The organism is Polynucleobacter sp. HIN11 (assembly GCF_030297675.1).
In the GTDB taxonomy this organism is placed as follows: domain Bacteria; phylum Pseudomonadota; class Gammaproteobacteria; order Burkholderiales; family Burkholderiaceae; genus Polynucleobacter.
The window spans coordinates 637,789-650,885 of the sequence record NZ_AP028142.1 but is presented as its reverse complement, the minus strand read 5'-3'; the positions used below and the strand labels follow the sequence as shown (position 1 = coordinate 650,885).

The window sequence follows — 13,097 nt, the reverse complement described above, 5'->3', positions numbered from 1 at the left end:
CCCAAAATTTGGGCGGACTTATCCTAGGGAGTTAAAGAATCGGGGGCTTATTTCCTAATACAAGATCTTCGCTACTAAATCTTTGAAGATCGGTAAATAAACTTTGCGTTGGTGATTCAAAGCGCACAATAGGATTAGTGATCAGGGTGGCACCGAAAGCCATGCATAAACTGCAAGAATAGCAATTAGCTTGATTACTTTCAGCATTCTGATCATCAGAATTCAGCGCCGCCTCTTGGTGGCAAGGGTGATGGCTATCTTTGGAGGAAATCGATCCACTACCAAACTGTAAAGCCTCTTTTTGCAAACTCATATCCACCACCGCCCAAGACTGAATGGGCAGAACGGCGACCAACAGAGTTAAGAGGAGTTGCTTTACCATTGAACAATCCTAGCACTCTTTAGAAAAGTTTGCTGATTTTTTCTGATTGGGGAGATAACTAGATGCTAATTAAATGCCCGTCGTGTAACAAATTAAACCGCTTATCCCCTGAAAAAGTGGCTAGCAAGCCTATTTGCGGCAGTTGCCATCATGACCTCCTCTCTGCACCGATCGAAGCGAATGCCGGCGATTTTGGTGAGCTAATTCAACAAACTCAGATACCCGTTATCGTCGATTTCTGGGCGCCGTGGTGTGGGCCTTGCAAAATGTTTGCGCCCACCTTCAACCAGCTTGCCAAGCAATACACCAATCGGGTTTTATTTGTGAAGCTCAACACCGAGGACGAGCAAAGGATTGCCGCTCAGTTTGAGATTCGATCTATCCCCACCCTCGCATTCTTTAAGGGTGGAAAAGAAACGAATCGAGTCAGCGGTGCATTGGGGCCCGGGGATCTAGATCGCTACATCCAACAGCAGTTATCTATCTGAGACCCTAGAGTTTGCGAGCAACCACGCCCATGAGGGCAGACATGCCACGATGCCCTTCGCCCTCGTGAATCTCTGCTTCGTATTCTTGCCAATCGCAGATTTCCATGCCTCTTAAGAGGTCCTGAATTAACTCAGCGGTGTAAAGATGATCAATGCTTGGTGGGCCACCAGTCTTGTATTCCAATTGCTTGGGCGTATAGCCTTGAAGGATTAAATATCCGCCGGGTTTTAGAGAATCGCGCATTTGGGCAAATAGGTCGACACGCATATTGGGGGTTGCAAATTGAATAAAAATGGCTGCGATCAGATCGTAGTGATTGGATTTCCAAACCCACGAGTGGGTGCTGGCAACACTGAAGGTAACCGATGCCTGCTCTTCTTTTGCTAACTGTTTTGCCTTTTCTACGGCTACTGGGGATATATCAAAGGCCTCTACCGTCATTTCTTGCTTTGCTAGCCAAACACTATTGCGTCCTTCACCATCAGCGACGCATAGGGCATTGGCGCCAGACTTCATGCACTTTGCTACTTGATTCTTTAAATACGCATTTGGCTCTTTGCCAAAAACATACTCGGCCCCCGAAAAACGTTTATCCCAGAATTGGGCTGCGTCTTTACTGAAATCAATACTCGTCATGGCATTAACAATAAGTTATCGATCTTTCAAGGATAATTGATCTCATGATCAACCGCACCTCAATGTCTGTAGTTCATAAGTCATGCGAAACCTAATCCTCGTTCTCGGCGACCAACTCAATCGGGATGCGAGTGCATTTGATGGATTTGATCCTAAGCAGGATGCGGTGTGGATGGCAGAAGTAGATGAAGAATCTACCCACATTTGGTCTTCAAAGCAACGGATTGCTTTGTTTATTAGTGCGATGCGTCATTTCGCAAATTCACTTCGCAAGGAAAAGATTACCTTGCATTACAGCAAGCTGGATGACCCTAGCAATACCCATACGCTTGAGGGTGAGCTTTTAAAGGTCATTGTCCAATCCAAGCCAAGCCGTTTGCTCATGACTGCCCCGGGGGATTGGCGGGTTCTTGAGAAAATCAAACAACTGGCATTGCAAACCGGCATTGAACTAGATATCCGTGAAGATCGGTATTTTTTCTCGACCGTGCGCGAGTTTTTTGAACATACCAAAGGTCGTAAGCAACTACGGTTGGAGTATTGGTATCGCGAGCTTCGGAAAAAGCATAGCGTGCTCATGGATGGTGATGCACCTGTTGGAGGAGAATGGAACTTTGATTCCGAGAATCGCTCCTCCTTTGGCAAAGATGGCCCTCCACCCATCCCCCCACCATTACGCCTAAAGCCTGATCACATAACCCAAGAAGTCATCCAACTGGTTGAGAGTCGGTTTGCATCTCATCCTGGTTCAGTAACTGCAAGCGCTTCTGGTTTTGGGTGGCCAGTCGATCGGCAAGAAGCTTTGCGTGCCTTAGATGACTTTATTCTCAATCGCCTTCCCCAATTTGGCGTCTATCAAGACGCCATGTGGACCGATGAACCATGGTTATTTCATTCACATATCGCGAGCGCCCTTAATCTCAAGTTGCTATCGGCTCAAGAAGTGGTGATGGCCGCAGAGAAAGCCTATCGTCAGGGTCGAGCACCGATTGCTGCAGTTGAGGGATTTATTCGTCAAATCTTGGGTTGGCGCGAATATGTCCGCGGCATCTATTGGATGAATATGCCAAAGTATCTTGAACTCAATGCATTGAAAGCGAACCAACCTCTACCGGCCTTCTTCTGGGACGGTAATACCCAAATGCACTGTTTGTCACAAACCATTACTCAGAGTTTACGTACGGGCTACGCACACCATATTCAACGACTCATGGTTACCGGTCTCTACGCCCTTCTCCTTGGCGTCAAACCAAAGGAAATTCATGCCTGGTATTTGAGTATGTATGTGGATGCTGTCGAGTGGGTAGAGCTCCCCAATGTGATTGGTATGAGCCAATTCGCCGATGGCGGATTAATGGCTAGTAAGCCTTATATTGCGACTGGTAAATACATTGATCGCATGAGTAATTATTGCAAGCACTGTGCATTTAAGCCCGATCAATCCACCGGTCCTAATGCCTGTCCATTTACCACCCTATATTGGGATTTTCTGATTCGTCATGAAAGCGCGATGAGTAAGAATCCGCGCATGCTCATGCAGGTTCGCAATCTCGGACGCATGACTGATCAAGCCAAGCAGGCAATTCAAGATAAAGCATCTGAGCTTCGCGAGGGTTAAGCTGGTAAATAATCCCAGCGATCAAATCGGGCAGCTTGACCCACCCTCGCTCCATTCATATCAATTAAGTTCCAGACAGTTGCATTTCGAATCCAAAACCGTTTACCAGTCTTTGATATCCGAATCCCCGAGTAATCATCGATAAAACCGAATTGATGGACACGCTGCAGCAAGGATTGGCGCTCATCTTGCAAAACTGGCTCCGCTGATTGACGCGATGGGATTGAGGTAATTTCAGCCCAATTCATTTCAAATATATTCTGGGCCATGCGATTTGCGTAACCAAAGATTGGATCGACTTGTGTATCGTGCGCTACCACCGCAAAAGGAGCTCCATAGAGCATTTGCGCTGCATTATTTGAAATGGTTAATTCAATACAAGGCTTACCTAGAAAATGCTGATAGCTATCCAATATCAATTTAGCCTCTGACGGCATAAATTGATTATCAGCACCTGGTTCAATGCGTGAGAACGGCATGCCGGTCGTTATCGGCCCAGCAGTGAAATAATTTTGTAGCGACCGTCGCTACTCATCACTTTTAAGGTGTATTCCTCAACGAAAACAGCATCACTTAGTTTTGGGAAATAAAACTCAAAGGACTTCCCTTTCGGTTCGTCCGCAACGTAGACTAGCTCTTTGACAGGATCGATTTTTATTATTCGGTACATAAATGCTAGGCAATACAGACATGCTTGCAATACTAGAATTCAAAACTAAACATAAAATATCCAGATTCATTCTACAAGCGATTTAGGAAATAATGCAATCAGTCAATCCCATGGATTACTCAATCGAAGTCGAGCAGCAAACGATCTGGATGAAGAACCAAAACACCACGATCGCTTACTGCCGGTATTCCAATAACGGCGATATTGAGTACATCTATGTTCAACCCATGTACCGGCTAATGGGGTTTGGTCGTAAGCTGGTCCAAGAGGTCCAACGCATTACTGGGAAAGTCGGCGTCCCGCATGAACCTGTATCTCCGATGGGCCAACGTTTTTTTGCCGCACTCGAAAAATATTCTTAATGAATACTATTAAGAATATTTATCTAGGCTGCTACCTTCTTTTGGCTAGCATTACTGCGACGGCAAGTCCAATTATTGATCTTCGTAGTCAGGCCACCGTTAATCAGGAGCTGCTGATTGCCGAGCTAATGAACGCTGACTATATTTTGCTAGGTGAGCTACACGATAACCCCCATCACCATGAAGCACGCGGTCGATTGATTGTTGCAATTGCCAGTAAAAAATATACTGCGGTTGTTGAATATCTACCCACTGGTCCAGCAGTCCGATTAACTGGATCGACTCTTCAGTCCCTAGAGCAAGCAGGATTCTCTCCAAAAGCATGGCCTTGGAAGCTCTATCAACCGCTATTTGAAGCGATTCGGGTATCTGGATTCGCGCTCTATGGCTCTAATTTAGATCGCTCTATCTCAAAAACCATCTTCTCTGGTGGGCCCATCCCAGCTGCGATGGGGTCGGATTACCAAAAAAGCGCTTTGGCAAATGATGCAAAACGCAGTCTTGAGAACGATCTGATTGACGGGCATTGCGGCAAGCTTCCCGCCCAATATTTAGAACCCATGTTTCGGGTACAACGCCTAACGGACATCTCCATGGCGCAAGTCATGATGCGCCACTCACCTGCGATTCTGTTTGCAGGGAATGGCCATGTTCGCAATGATTATGGAGTTCCTCAAGTTTTAAGATCCCTTGACCCCTCTAAGAAACGCGTGAGTGTTGGTTTTGTTGAAGAGGATCGGCGCAACCCTAAAGCACTGGCGGAGCTAGCCAAACTCTATGATTATGTCTGGATTACACCCAGCATCGAGCGCGCTGACCCCTGCGCTACACTTCATTTTGGTAAATCAGAATCCTCTAAGTAGTAGGCATCAGCAACAAATGCCGGGCCTTTCATTAAATACACAATGAAGGCACATAAAGCAGCTGTGAAGAGTATGGTCCAGAAGAAAATAAGTCCAGCAATCAAATAGAGCTCCCAAAATCTGGATGAGCCGCTGGGCTCTATTCCGTATTGCAAAATAGCAAGCGGAATCACAAATGTACTGGTGCCATAAACCATCAGCCTTGGCGTGTAGCGTAAGATGCCCCACTCAAAACCAGGCGGCTCTCGACGAGTTGAGGGAAGCCTTTTTAACCAATTCATCGTTTGATCTTAATCGATTACCCTTGAATTTTCACGCACGGGGCTCTATATTTCTTGTGCAGGATTTTTCCTGACTTTTAAATGATCAATAAAGGAGTCTCTATGTCAAATTCTAACCAAGCAAACGTACGCTACTCCATCGCCGATTGCAAAGCATCGCTGGATAAAAATAATCACCATAAGCGCTATAACCATAGTATTCGCGAGTGCGATCAATCGATTCGCGCTGAGAAGAAGTAAATTAAACCCAATAGCCCCAAGTTTGACCTTGGGGCTTTCTTCGGCATAATGGGTTATGGCAATTCGTCTAGAAACCATTAGTGCTGGGCCGGCAAAACCCCTGTGGATTCGTGACGGAGAGGACCTCCGTACGGTTACATCGGCCATTAACAAAACTCCCGTTAGCACCATCATTCAACCCCGGGCGGTTGCAGTCACAGCAACCGGCATCATTGGTGATGAGCAAGCCGACCCTCAAGTTCATGGTGGGACAGAAAAAGCCCTCTACATGTATCCACAGGAGCATTACCCCTTTTGGTCCTCGCTACTCTCTGAAGCCAAAGGTCAATCCCTCCATCTAGAGCATGGTTACCTTGGTGAAAACCTAACCATTAGTGGGCTTAATGAATACGATGTCTACGTTGGCGATCGCCTTCGTATTGGGGCTATTGAATGCGCGGTTACCAAATTACGTGAGCCCTGCTATAAGTTCACAGCGAAGACGGGAGTTGCGGCTGCGGCTAAAGCAATGATCCAAGGTGCTCGTAGCGGCTGGTATCTACGCGTCCTGCAGGGAGGACAGATTCAGGCGGGTGATGCCATCACAATCATTCCTGGGCCTCGCCAATGCTCAATCGCCCAACAAAACCATGCACTGCTTCATCAGGGTGATTGAGTAATCCGTTTAACGAGTTTTAATGCGAAGGGTCCGATAGCGCCTGATATTGCATGGCGATTCTTTGCAAAGATCCGATACGCTAGATTCAAGATGGGTCTTAGAGTTTTTCTTGAAAATAGCCAAGCTAGGACGGGTAAATTAGCACGCCGATAGGCCTCTGCAAAGACAGGGACTCCGCGAATCGGGGCCTGCCCCTCAATTTGCCCAAGCATCTGATCAAGCGCAGCCTGGCAGGAAACTCCGACACGGTCTGGGTCGAATGCGCTGCTATTGACGTCAACAAATTGAAGCAATTGCTGTTGGTTGCGCGTTTGTAAATAAAGAATTTCAGCCTGACAGAGGGGACAGGCACCATCATAGAACAAGGTCAACGGTAATAGGGTTTGGCTCATACAATAGATTGAATGTAATTTCTATTGTCCTGTAAATGCGCATTTTTTACTTTCTTCCCCTAGTTCTTTTACTTTCGGCATGCGGCCAAGCTGACTACACCACCTGGAACTGCATTCCCGAGAATGACTCCAGCAAAAAGGTGGTCATGGTCCTGCAGCAATCAACCATGAAATTTGGCGATCGACAGTTACGCTTTTGTGGCAGTCTTGGGCTAGTCAGCTACTTTGATGAAAGCTGCAAGGTTGGCGATGTCAAGGCATCAATTGCGCAATTGATTCAAAGTGAATCACGCTTAGCTATTGGTAGAGAGCAGTACCGCTGCGAAAAGCTCTAGGTCTTAATCAGGGCGCTTAAGCAAGATCTGTGCAGTCATTTTTCCGGCAAACACCAAATCCATCTCCAGACCATCATTAGAGGACTTAATATCAACACCATCTTGACTGACTGGTTTAGTTTCTTGAACGGCGAGCAGCTTGTCTGGCCAAGAAAACTTCATGTTCGCGGTCATGGGCAAATAGCCATCAAAGAGTCGACGCATCAAAGGACCGGCATTGAGTTGGTAGAGGCCGTTACCAAGTGAGTCTAGGGCCTTTGATTGCAAATCAATGCAAATTGATCCGCCTTTTTGCACTTCACTGAGGGTTACTCGATTATCCTTGACTTCAGCCATCGCAATACCATCCATGGTCCGAACTTGAATATCCCGGATTCGATCTTTATTAAACAAAATAACTACTTTTCGAATCGGATCCAATTTTTTGTGACAAGTTTGTATTTGTACCAAGCCAGAGTCAAGACTAGCTTCTAAGATGGTTACCTTCGATTCATAGGTGTATGAATTCGGATCAGGCTTAGTTTTGAGAAACCGAATCTGCCCCTCACCAACCACATCCGCAAGACCGGCGGCGGTCACACTGATTGGGAAAATGAAAAGGCACACCGCAAAGTGTGTGCCCCATCGAGTCAAGGTTGATCGCATTCGATCAAGCCACAATTAATAGATCTTTTTACGCAAGCGCTCATCACGCTTATCGATCATCAGCTGCAAAAACCACTCGCCACGCTTCATCGGGGAACCCATCATACTTTGTATGAAGGACTGAAAACATGTTGCAAAACTTTGGTTTTTCATGGTGGGACCTTTACTCTTGATCAATAACAATTTGATTGTAGCTAGTTTTGGGGCAATTAGTACGAGCCAGACCCAGCCAGCCTCTTAGGTCATCGCGAGGCCTTGACCGCTTCCAAAGTAGCCAATTGCTCTCGCCTCATGAAACCCCGAGCGATGAAGTAAATCCAGAACCTGGTCCTTAGCTTTCGGTGCGCAGGCAATCAGTAACCCACCACTGGTTTGAGGATCGGTCAATAAATGCTGTTGCCATGGTTGAGTATCTGAACTAAACGAAACCTCCCCGCCATAGGCCTGCCAATTTCGGGTGGAGGCGCCCGTATAGATATCTTCTTTAACAAACTCCACTGCCTCGGCAATTACTGGGATATCTCGCCAGCTCAAATTGGCTCTCAGGTTTGCCCCGCGACTCATCTCCAAAAGATGTCCTGCCAAGCCAAAGCCCGTAACATCCGTCAAGGCATGAACTTCTGGCATCTTCGAGAGCGCAATGCCAGGCTGATTCAGCTGAGTGGTATACGCAATCATTGACTCATATCCCTTTGCTGACAAACGCTCTTTCTTTAGGGCGGCACTCAAAATACCAACCCCCAAAGGTTTACTCAAAATAATCGTATCCCCTTCTTGTGCACCGCTGTTGCGCTTCAAGTTGACCGGATCAACAATGCCAATCGCAACCAAGCCGTAGATAGGCTCAACTGTATCAATCGAATGACCACCAGCAATGGGGATACCTGCTGTTTGACATACTGACTCTCCACCCGCGATGATTTTCTGAATTACCTCGAGTGGGAGTACATTAATTGGCATACCGAGTAATGCCAGTGCAAATATGGGCTGAGCACCCATCGCATAAATGTCTGAGATTGCATTGGTGGCAGCGATTCGACCAAAGTCAAAGGGATCATCGACGATCGGCATGAAGAAATCCGTGGTGGCCACAATCGCCTGATGATCATTAATTTGATAAACCGCTGCATCCTCATTATTTTCCGAGCCCGCTAATAAAGCAGATGGGATCATTTTGAGAGGTGAGGCTCGCAAGATATCACTCAAGACACCAGGCGCAATTTTGCAGCCGCATCCACCTCCGTGCGAGAGTGAGGTCAGGCGTTCGTTATATGCATTAGGGGTCATGGGTTTATGTTGCTTATTTTTGAAAAAGCTTCTTGATGGTGGTGACAGCATCCTTACCAAGTTGCTGAGCACTACCAGTCACGTCGCGCAAGGTATCAGTGGCGATGTTTAAATAGGTATTGACACTTTTAAGGGCTGCGCTCTTGATCACTGGAATAATGGCATCGATAATTTTTCCGACGGCTTCTTTGGTTCCTGCACCATCTTTACCAGTATCGATATTTGCGATCTGGATATTATCTAATTTGAGGTTAACGGTTGTGCCTAAGATTCGCATATCCTGATACACCAGATCCGCCCCTTGAATATCAAATTGCTTAATCAGAATGCGTGGCTGCTTTGAATCATTTGCAGTCTTATTAGCTTTACCTTGAGCATCTTCCTTTTGGTTGGCTGCGCTATATTGCTTAGCATTATTTTGTAGAACCGACAAATTGTCAGAATCCTTCGTTTTGACATAGCGAACACTCGGCTGGTTTAAGAGCACGCGATCAATCACCACAGAATCTAATTTGGATTCCTTGGGATTAAGCACAATCTCAATGGTTCCCGCTTTAAAAGCATGAGCCCCCTCAAAACCGGGAGGGTTAGCAACCTCAAGATCACGAATCGTTGCTTGGGTTTGACGCAGACTAAGATTAACCTCGCCCACCGTTACTTTGGTGCCAAGGGATTGCGAAGCATAGTTCTCAATCGAGCGCTTGACATACCCATCCAATTTATTGGCGGTGTAGTACGCGACACCAATTGCGGTCGCTATTGCCAATACGATCAAGAGTGAAAGCATCTTCAGGATTTTCATTATCAGAATTTAGTCAGAATACAGTGAGTACCGAGTTATTTTGACATTTGTTTTAGTTTCATCAGCAAGATACTCAGAGCAAATAAGAAAGTTAAAGCATTGGTCACAATTAAGGGCCAACTCTCAATCACAATCCCGTAAATTAACCATAATGCCACTCCCAGGGTAAACATACTGTACATACCCACAGAGATGCCCGAGAGGTCTCTAGTTCGCCATGATTGAATGGCCTGAACCAGAAAAGAGAAGGTGGTCAGCAAAGCGGCTAAGTAGCCAATGATGTCAATATGAAACATCCTGGCATCTTAGCCGATTAATAGATCACTTAGCCGATGCGGCCGATCGCGCAACTCACAAATGATTTAGCGGTCGCAATTCCTTTATCAAGACCCGCAACAGACCCCTTTTCTGGGTAGCCCATACTGAGTAACTTATCAACAATTTGCTGGCGTAAACTTTCATCGGCATCCAGAATAACTGCTCTATTAGCATGATCGACCGTTACGGCCTGAACACCCGTAATCGCTTTTAAACCCTTCACGATGGTGTTCTCACAGCCCCCGCATTTTAGGTTCTCAATTTCAATCATTAGATTTCCCATAGGATCCTCCCGTTAATTCTCTCAGTATGATCTTTTCTTTAGGTTTAGGTTTGATCTAGATCATTATTTTATGAGCTGACCTTAAGTTGGGCTGCCAGGTCAATAAAGTCTTTGGCATGGTAGGTGGTCCAGGGCTCGCGCCCAAGGTCTGCTCGTACTGCCCTCGGTCCAAATTCAGCAGGCCGCTCAATGAAGGCCGTCTGCAAGCCACAAGCATGCGCGGCCTCCAAATCGTCTTTGTGGGCAGCAACTAGCATCACGTCCTGGGGCTCTAGATCAAAGGTTTTGCAAACACCCAGATAGGTTTGTGGATCGGGCTTGTAGTGCCGAAATACCTCGGCGGAGAGAATCAGATCCCATGGTAAACCGCCATTTTTTGCCATATTGGCAAGCAAACCTAAATTACCGTTTGACAGGGTAACGATCGTATAGTCTTGTTTTAACAGCGTTAAACCGCGCACCGTATCTGGCCATGGTTTTAACCTGTGCCATGCGAGATTGAGATGTTTCTTTTGGGCTTCGGTCAAATGATCGATTTTTTGATCCGTAAGGACTTGATCCAAAATCATCCGGTGCAGATCGTCTATCCGAGTCCACCCCAATTCCCCGCTGCGTACTCTAGCCATAGCGGGCTTATAACCCGATCGCCAAGCACTTGCAAACGCGATGGGGTCCACCTGGGGAATCAGTTGGGCAACCTCAGCTGCAATTGAGCCATGCCAATCGACCACGGTTCCAAATACATCAAAGGCTAATACGCTTGGTTTCATTTTTGGGTTTCGGGTTTAGGGTTCAGTTAGGATCATTCATAATAGACAAATCATATGTCTGTCTGATACATTGAGCCGTATTTACTCTATAAAACTTATCATGCCAATTATTACCAATATTGAAGACTTGCGCGTTCTCCATCAAAAACGCACTCCAAAAATGTTCTATGACTATGCGGATTCAGGCTCCTGGACCGAGTCTACTTACCGAGCCAACGAATCGGATTTTCAGAAGATTAAGTTACGCCAACGGGTGGCTGTGAATATGCAAAATCGCACCACCAAGACAACCATGGTCGGCCAAGAGGTTGCAATGCCGGTTGCGCTAGCGCCTACCGGCTTAACAGGAATGCAATACCCCGACGGGGAAATTTTGGCTGCACAAGCTGCTGAGAAATTTGGGGTCCCCTTCTGTTTATCGACCATGAGTATTTGCTCCATCGAAGATGTGGCTGAGCGAACCACTAAACCATTTTGGTTCCAGCTCTACGTCATGAAAGATCGAGGTTTTATTGAGCGCCTGATTGAACGAGCCAAGGCAGCAAAATGTTCAGCCCTCGTGCTCACCTTGGACTTACAAATCTTGGGTCAGCGTCATAAAGACATTAAAAATGGCTTGAGCGCGCCGCCAAAACTCACCATTCCAAACATCATCAATATGATGACCAAACCACGTTGGTGCATGGGCATGCTACAAACACCACGTCGCACCTTTCGAAACATTGTGGGTCATGCGACTGGCGTAGGAAATATGTCGTCGCTATCTTCATGGACTGCCGAACAATTTGACCCAGGTCTCAATTGGGGAGATGTCGAGTGGATTAAGAAACACTGGGACGGCAAACTGATTATTAAGGGTATCTTGGATCCCGAGGACGCCCGTGCGGCCGTCGGATCAGGCGCCGATGCCATCGTGGTATCGAATCATGGAGGTCGACAGCTTGATGGAGCGATGTCTAGTATTCAGGCGCTGCCTCCAATTGTAGATGCGGTTGGCAAGAACATCGAGGTCTGGATGGATGGCGGTATTCGTTCGGGTCAGGATGTTCTTAAAGCCTGGGCTTTGGGTGCACGCGGTACGATGATTGGCCGCTCATTTCTCTATGGCCTTGGCGCCATGGGTGGCCCGGGTGTAACAAAATGTTTAGAGATTATTCATAAGGAACTGGATCTCACGATGGCGTTTACTGGCCATCGTGATATTCATAATGTCACCAACGATATTTTGGTGCCAGGTACCTACTAATTCACTTCTTGGCGTTTGGAAAAAATAGTTGCTCGCCACCTACTTTATAGGAGGCGATGGCATCTTGACCTTCTTTTGAAGTAATCCAGTCTACAAATGCCTGGCCTTCAGCTTTTTTGACATTGGGATGTTTAATAGAACTCACCAGCATCACGCCATACTGATTAAAGAGCTTGGGGTCACCTTGCACCAAAATAACCAGATCACCGCGGTTCTTAAAGGTGAGCCAGGTTGCCCGGTCCGACAAGATATAAGCATTCATACCGGATGCGGTATTTAATGCAGGACCCATCCCGGAGCCAGTTTCTTTATACCAAGGCAGATTGGGAGAAACTGCAATATCTGCGTCCTTCCAGTAACGCAGTTCCGCTGCATGAGTGCCACTTTTATCACCACGCGATACAAAGGTTGACTTACTATCCGCGATTTTCTTAAGCGCTGCTTGAATATCCTTACCACCGGCGACTTTAGCAGGATCGCTCTTCGGACCAATTAAGACAAAGTCGTTGTACATGACTTCAATCCGCTGATCCGCAAATCCATCGGCAACAAATTTCTCTTCAGCGGCCTTGTCGTGTACAAATACAACATCGGCGTCCCCTCGGCGCCCAATGTCCAAAGCCTGTCCTGTTCCAACTGCAACGACTCTCACCTGAATCCCTGTCTTCTTCTCAAAAGGGGGAAGGATATGACCAAATAAACCCGATTGCTCCGTCGAGGTTGTCGAAGAAACGACGATGCTCTTTTGGGCATGAACTAGATCCAAAGATAGAAAACAAAACGCGGCAGTAATAATGTGTTGTCTTAATGTGAGCATAAA

Annotated in this window: 21 protein-coding genes; 8 read left to right on the top strand and 13 right to left on the bottom strand. The window is 46.6% G+C overall.

Translation table 11 applies throughout. From position 1 onward, the window contains the following. Positions 1 to 31: 31 nt before the first annotated feature. Entirely contained in the window at positions 32 to 382 is a 351-nt protein-coding gene (locus tag QUE60_RS03440; protein WP_286227281.1) for a hypothetical protein, read from the bottom strand. Between the two features lie 62 nt (positions 383 to 444). Here QUE60_RS03440 and trxC point away from each other — a divergent pair, with 62 nt between their 5' ends. Continuing rightward, positions 445 to 870, top strand: a complete 426-nt coding sequence (gene trxC, locus QUE60_RS03435) for a thioredoxin TrxC (RefSeq protein ID WP_286227280.1) — start codon at positions 445 to 447, stop codon at positions 868 to 870. A 4-nt stretch (positions 871 to 874) separates the two neighbouring features. Here trxC and QUE60_RS03430 read toward each other — a convergent pair whose 3' ends face one another. After that, positions 875 to 1,507 carry a class I SAM-dependent methyltransferase gene (locus QUE60_RS03430; RefSeq protein ID WP_286227279.1) on the bottom strand — a complete coding sequence of 211 codons (633 nt, stop codon included), beginning with the start codon at positions 1,505 to 1,507 and terminating at the stop codon, positions 875 to 877. Positions 1,508 to 1,589: 82 nt separating this feature from the next. On the opposite strand from QUE60_RS03430, the gene QUE60_RS03425 reads away from it, so the two are divergent. Next, positions 1,590 to 3,125: a cryptochrome/photolyase family protein gene (locus tag QUE60_RS03425; RefSeq protein WP_286227278.1), complete on the top strand. Its 1,536-nt coding sequence runs from the start codon at positions 1,590 to 1,592 to the stop codon at positions 3,123 to 3,125. Here the strand turns inward: QUE60_RS03425 and QUE60_RS03420 are convergent. Both QUE60_RS03420 and QUE60_RS03415 read right to left on the bottom strand, forming a co-directional pair. Continuing rightward, positions 3,122 to 3,604 (bottom strand): MEKHLA domain-containing protein, encoded by a 483-nt coding sequence (locus QUE60_RS03420; RefSeq protein WP_286227277.1) that lies wholly within the window; start codon positions 3,602 to 3,604, stop codon positions 3,122 to 3,124. The genes QUE60_RS03425 and QUE60_RS03420 overlap by 4 nt on opposite strands. 8 nt (positions 3,605 to 3,612) lie before the next feature. Then, complete coding sequence (locus QUE60_RS03415; RefSeq protein ID WP_286227276.1) at positions 3,613 to 3,795, bottom strand: hypothetical protein; 183 nt, start codon at positions 3,793 to 3,795, stop codon at positions 3,613 to 3,615. 92 nt (positions 3,796 to 3,887) lie between these two features. Between QUE60_RS03415 and QUE60_RS03410 the strand changes: the two genes are divergently transcribed. Next, positions 3,888 to 4,157: a GNAT family N-acetyltransferase gene (locus tag QUE60_RS03410; protein WP_286227275.1), complete on the top strand. Its 270-nt coding sequence runs from the start codon at positions 3,888 to 3,890 to the stop codon at positions 4,155 to 4,157. Then, entirely contained in the window at positions 4,157 to 5,020 is an 864-nt protein-coding gene (locus QUE60_RS03405; protein ID WP_286227274.1) for a ChaN family lipoprotein, read from the top strand. The genes QUE60_RS03410 and QUE60_RS03405 overlap by 1 nt, the downstream gene beginning before the upstream one ends. On the opposite strand, the gene QUE60_RS03400 is transcribed toward QUE60_RS03405, so the two are convergent. After that, a complete protein-coding gene (locus QUE60_RS03400) occupies positions 4,990 to 5,301 on the bottom strand; it encodes a hypothetical protein (RefSeq protein ID WP_286227273.1) in 312 nt (103 codons plus the stop codon). The genes QUE60_RS03405 and QUE60_RS03400 overlap by 31 nt on opposite strands. Positions 5,302 to 5,403: 102 nt before the next feature. On the opposite strand from QUE60_RS03400, the gene QUE60_RS03395 reads away from it, so the two are divergent. Together QUE60_RS03395 and QUE60_RS03390 are read left to right on the top strand one after the other, a co-directional pair. Continuing rightward, positions 5,404 to 5,541, top strand: a complete 138-nt coding sequence (locus tag QUE60_RS03395) for a hypothetical protein (protein ID WP_286227272.1) — start codon at positions 5,404 to 5,406, stop codon at positions 5,539 to 5,541. Between the two features lie 55 nt (positions 5,542 to 5,596). Beyond that, on the top strand, positions 5,597 to 6,196 hold the full coding sequence (locus tag QUE60_RS03390) for an MOSC domain-containing protein (RefSeq protein ID WP_286227271.1): 600 nt from the start codon (positions 5,597 to 5,599) through the stop codon (positions 6,194 to 6,196). On the opposite strand, the gene QUE60_RS03385 is transcribed toward QUE60_RS03390, so the two are convergent. Beyond that, positions 6,184 to 6,591: a thiol-disulfide oxidoreductase DCC family protein gene (locus QUE60_RS03385; RefSeq protein ID WP_286227270.1), complete on the bottom strand. Its 408-nt coding sequence runs from the start codon at positions 6,589 to 6,591 to the stop codon at positions 6,184 to 6,186. The genes QUE60_RS03390 and QUE60_RS03385 overlap by 13 nt on opposite strands. A gap of 35 nt (positions 6,592 to 6,626) precedes the next feature. Here QUE60_RS03385 and QUE60_RS03380 point away from each other — a divergent pair, with 35 nt between their 5' ends. Beyond that, positions 6,627 to 6,926: a hypothetical protein gene (locus QUE60_RS03380; protein ID WP_286227269.1), complete on the top strand. Its 300-nt coding sequence runs from the start codon at positions 6,627 to 6,629 to the stop codon at positions 6,924 to 6,926. Positions 6,927 to 6,929: 3 nt separating this feature from the next. Here QUE60_RS03380 and QUE60_RS03375 read toward each other — a convergent pair whose 3' ends face one another. The 6 genes from QUE60_RS03375 to QUE60_RS03350 all read right to left on the bottom strand — a co-directional run bounded on the left by QUE60_RS03375 (position 6,930) and on the right by QUE60_RS03350 (position 11,031). Next, positions 6,930 to 7,532, bottom strand: coding sequence for a hypothetical protein (locus tag QUE60_RS03375; RefSeq protein WP_286227268.1), 603 nt, complete (start codon positions 7,530 to 7,532; stop codon positions 6,930 to 6,932). 276 nt (positions 7,533 to 7,808) lie between these two features. Next, on the bottom strand, positions 7,809 to 8,858 hold the full coding sequence (selD, locus tag QUE60_RS03370; protein ID WP_286227267.1) for a selenide, water dikinase SelD: 1,050 nt from the start codon (positions 8,856 to 8,858) through the stop codon (positions 7,809 to 7,811). Positions 8,859 to 8,871: 13 nt separating this feature from the next. Then, a complete protein-coding gene (locus QUE60_RS03365) occupies positions 8,872 to 9,645 on the bottom strand; it encodes a DUF748 domain-containing protein (protein ID WP_286227266.1) in 774 nt (257 codons plus the stop codon). A 50-nt stretch (positions 9,646 to 9,695) separates the two neighbouring features. Next, positions 9,696 to 9,956, bottom strand: a complete 261-nt coding sequence (locus QUE60_RS03360) for a SemiSWEET transporter (RefSeq protein WP_286227265.1) — start codon at positions 9,954 to 9,956, stop codon at positions 9,696 to 9,698. 29 nt (positions 9,957 to 9,985) lie between these two features. Continuing rightward, positions 9,986 to 10,249 carry a heavy-metal-associated domain-containing protein gene (locus QUE60_RS03355; RefSeq protein ID WP_286227264.1) on the bottom strand — a complete coding sequence of 88 codons (264 nt, stop codon included), beginning with the start codon at positions 10,247 to 10,249 and terminating at the stop codon, positions 9,986 to 9,988. A gap of 80 nt (positions 10,250 to 10,329) precedes the next feature. Next, entirely contained in the window at positions 10,330 to 11,031 is a 702-nt protein-coding gene (locus QUE60_RS03350; RefSeq protein WP_286227263.1) for a haloacid dehalogenase type II, read from the bottom strand. A gap of 100 nt (positions 11,032 to 11,131) precedes the next feature. Here QUE60_RS03350 and QUE60_RS03345 point away from each other — a divergent pair, with 100 nt between their 5' ends. After that, complete coding sequence (locus tag QUE60_RS03345) at positions 11,132 to 12,277, top strand: alpha-hydroxy acid oxidase (RefSeq protein WP_286227262.1); 1,146 nt, start codon at positions 11,132 to 11,134, stop codon at positions 12,275 to 12,277. A 1-nt stretch (position 12,278) separates the two neighbouring features. On the opposite strand, the gene QUE60_RS03340 is transcribed toward QUE60_RS03345, so the two are convergent. Then, complete coding sequence (locus QUE60_RS03340; RefSeq protein ID WP_286227261.1) at positions 12,279 to 13,094, bottom strand: ABC transporter substrate-binding protein; 816 nt, start codon at positions 13,092 to 13,094, stop codon at positions 12,279 to 12,281. Between the last annotated feature and the right edge of the window lie 3 nt (positions 13,095 to 13,097).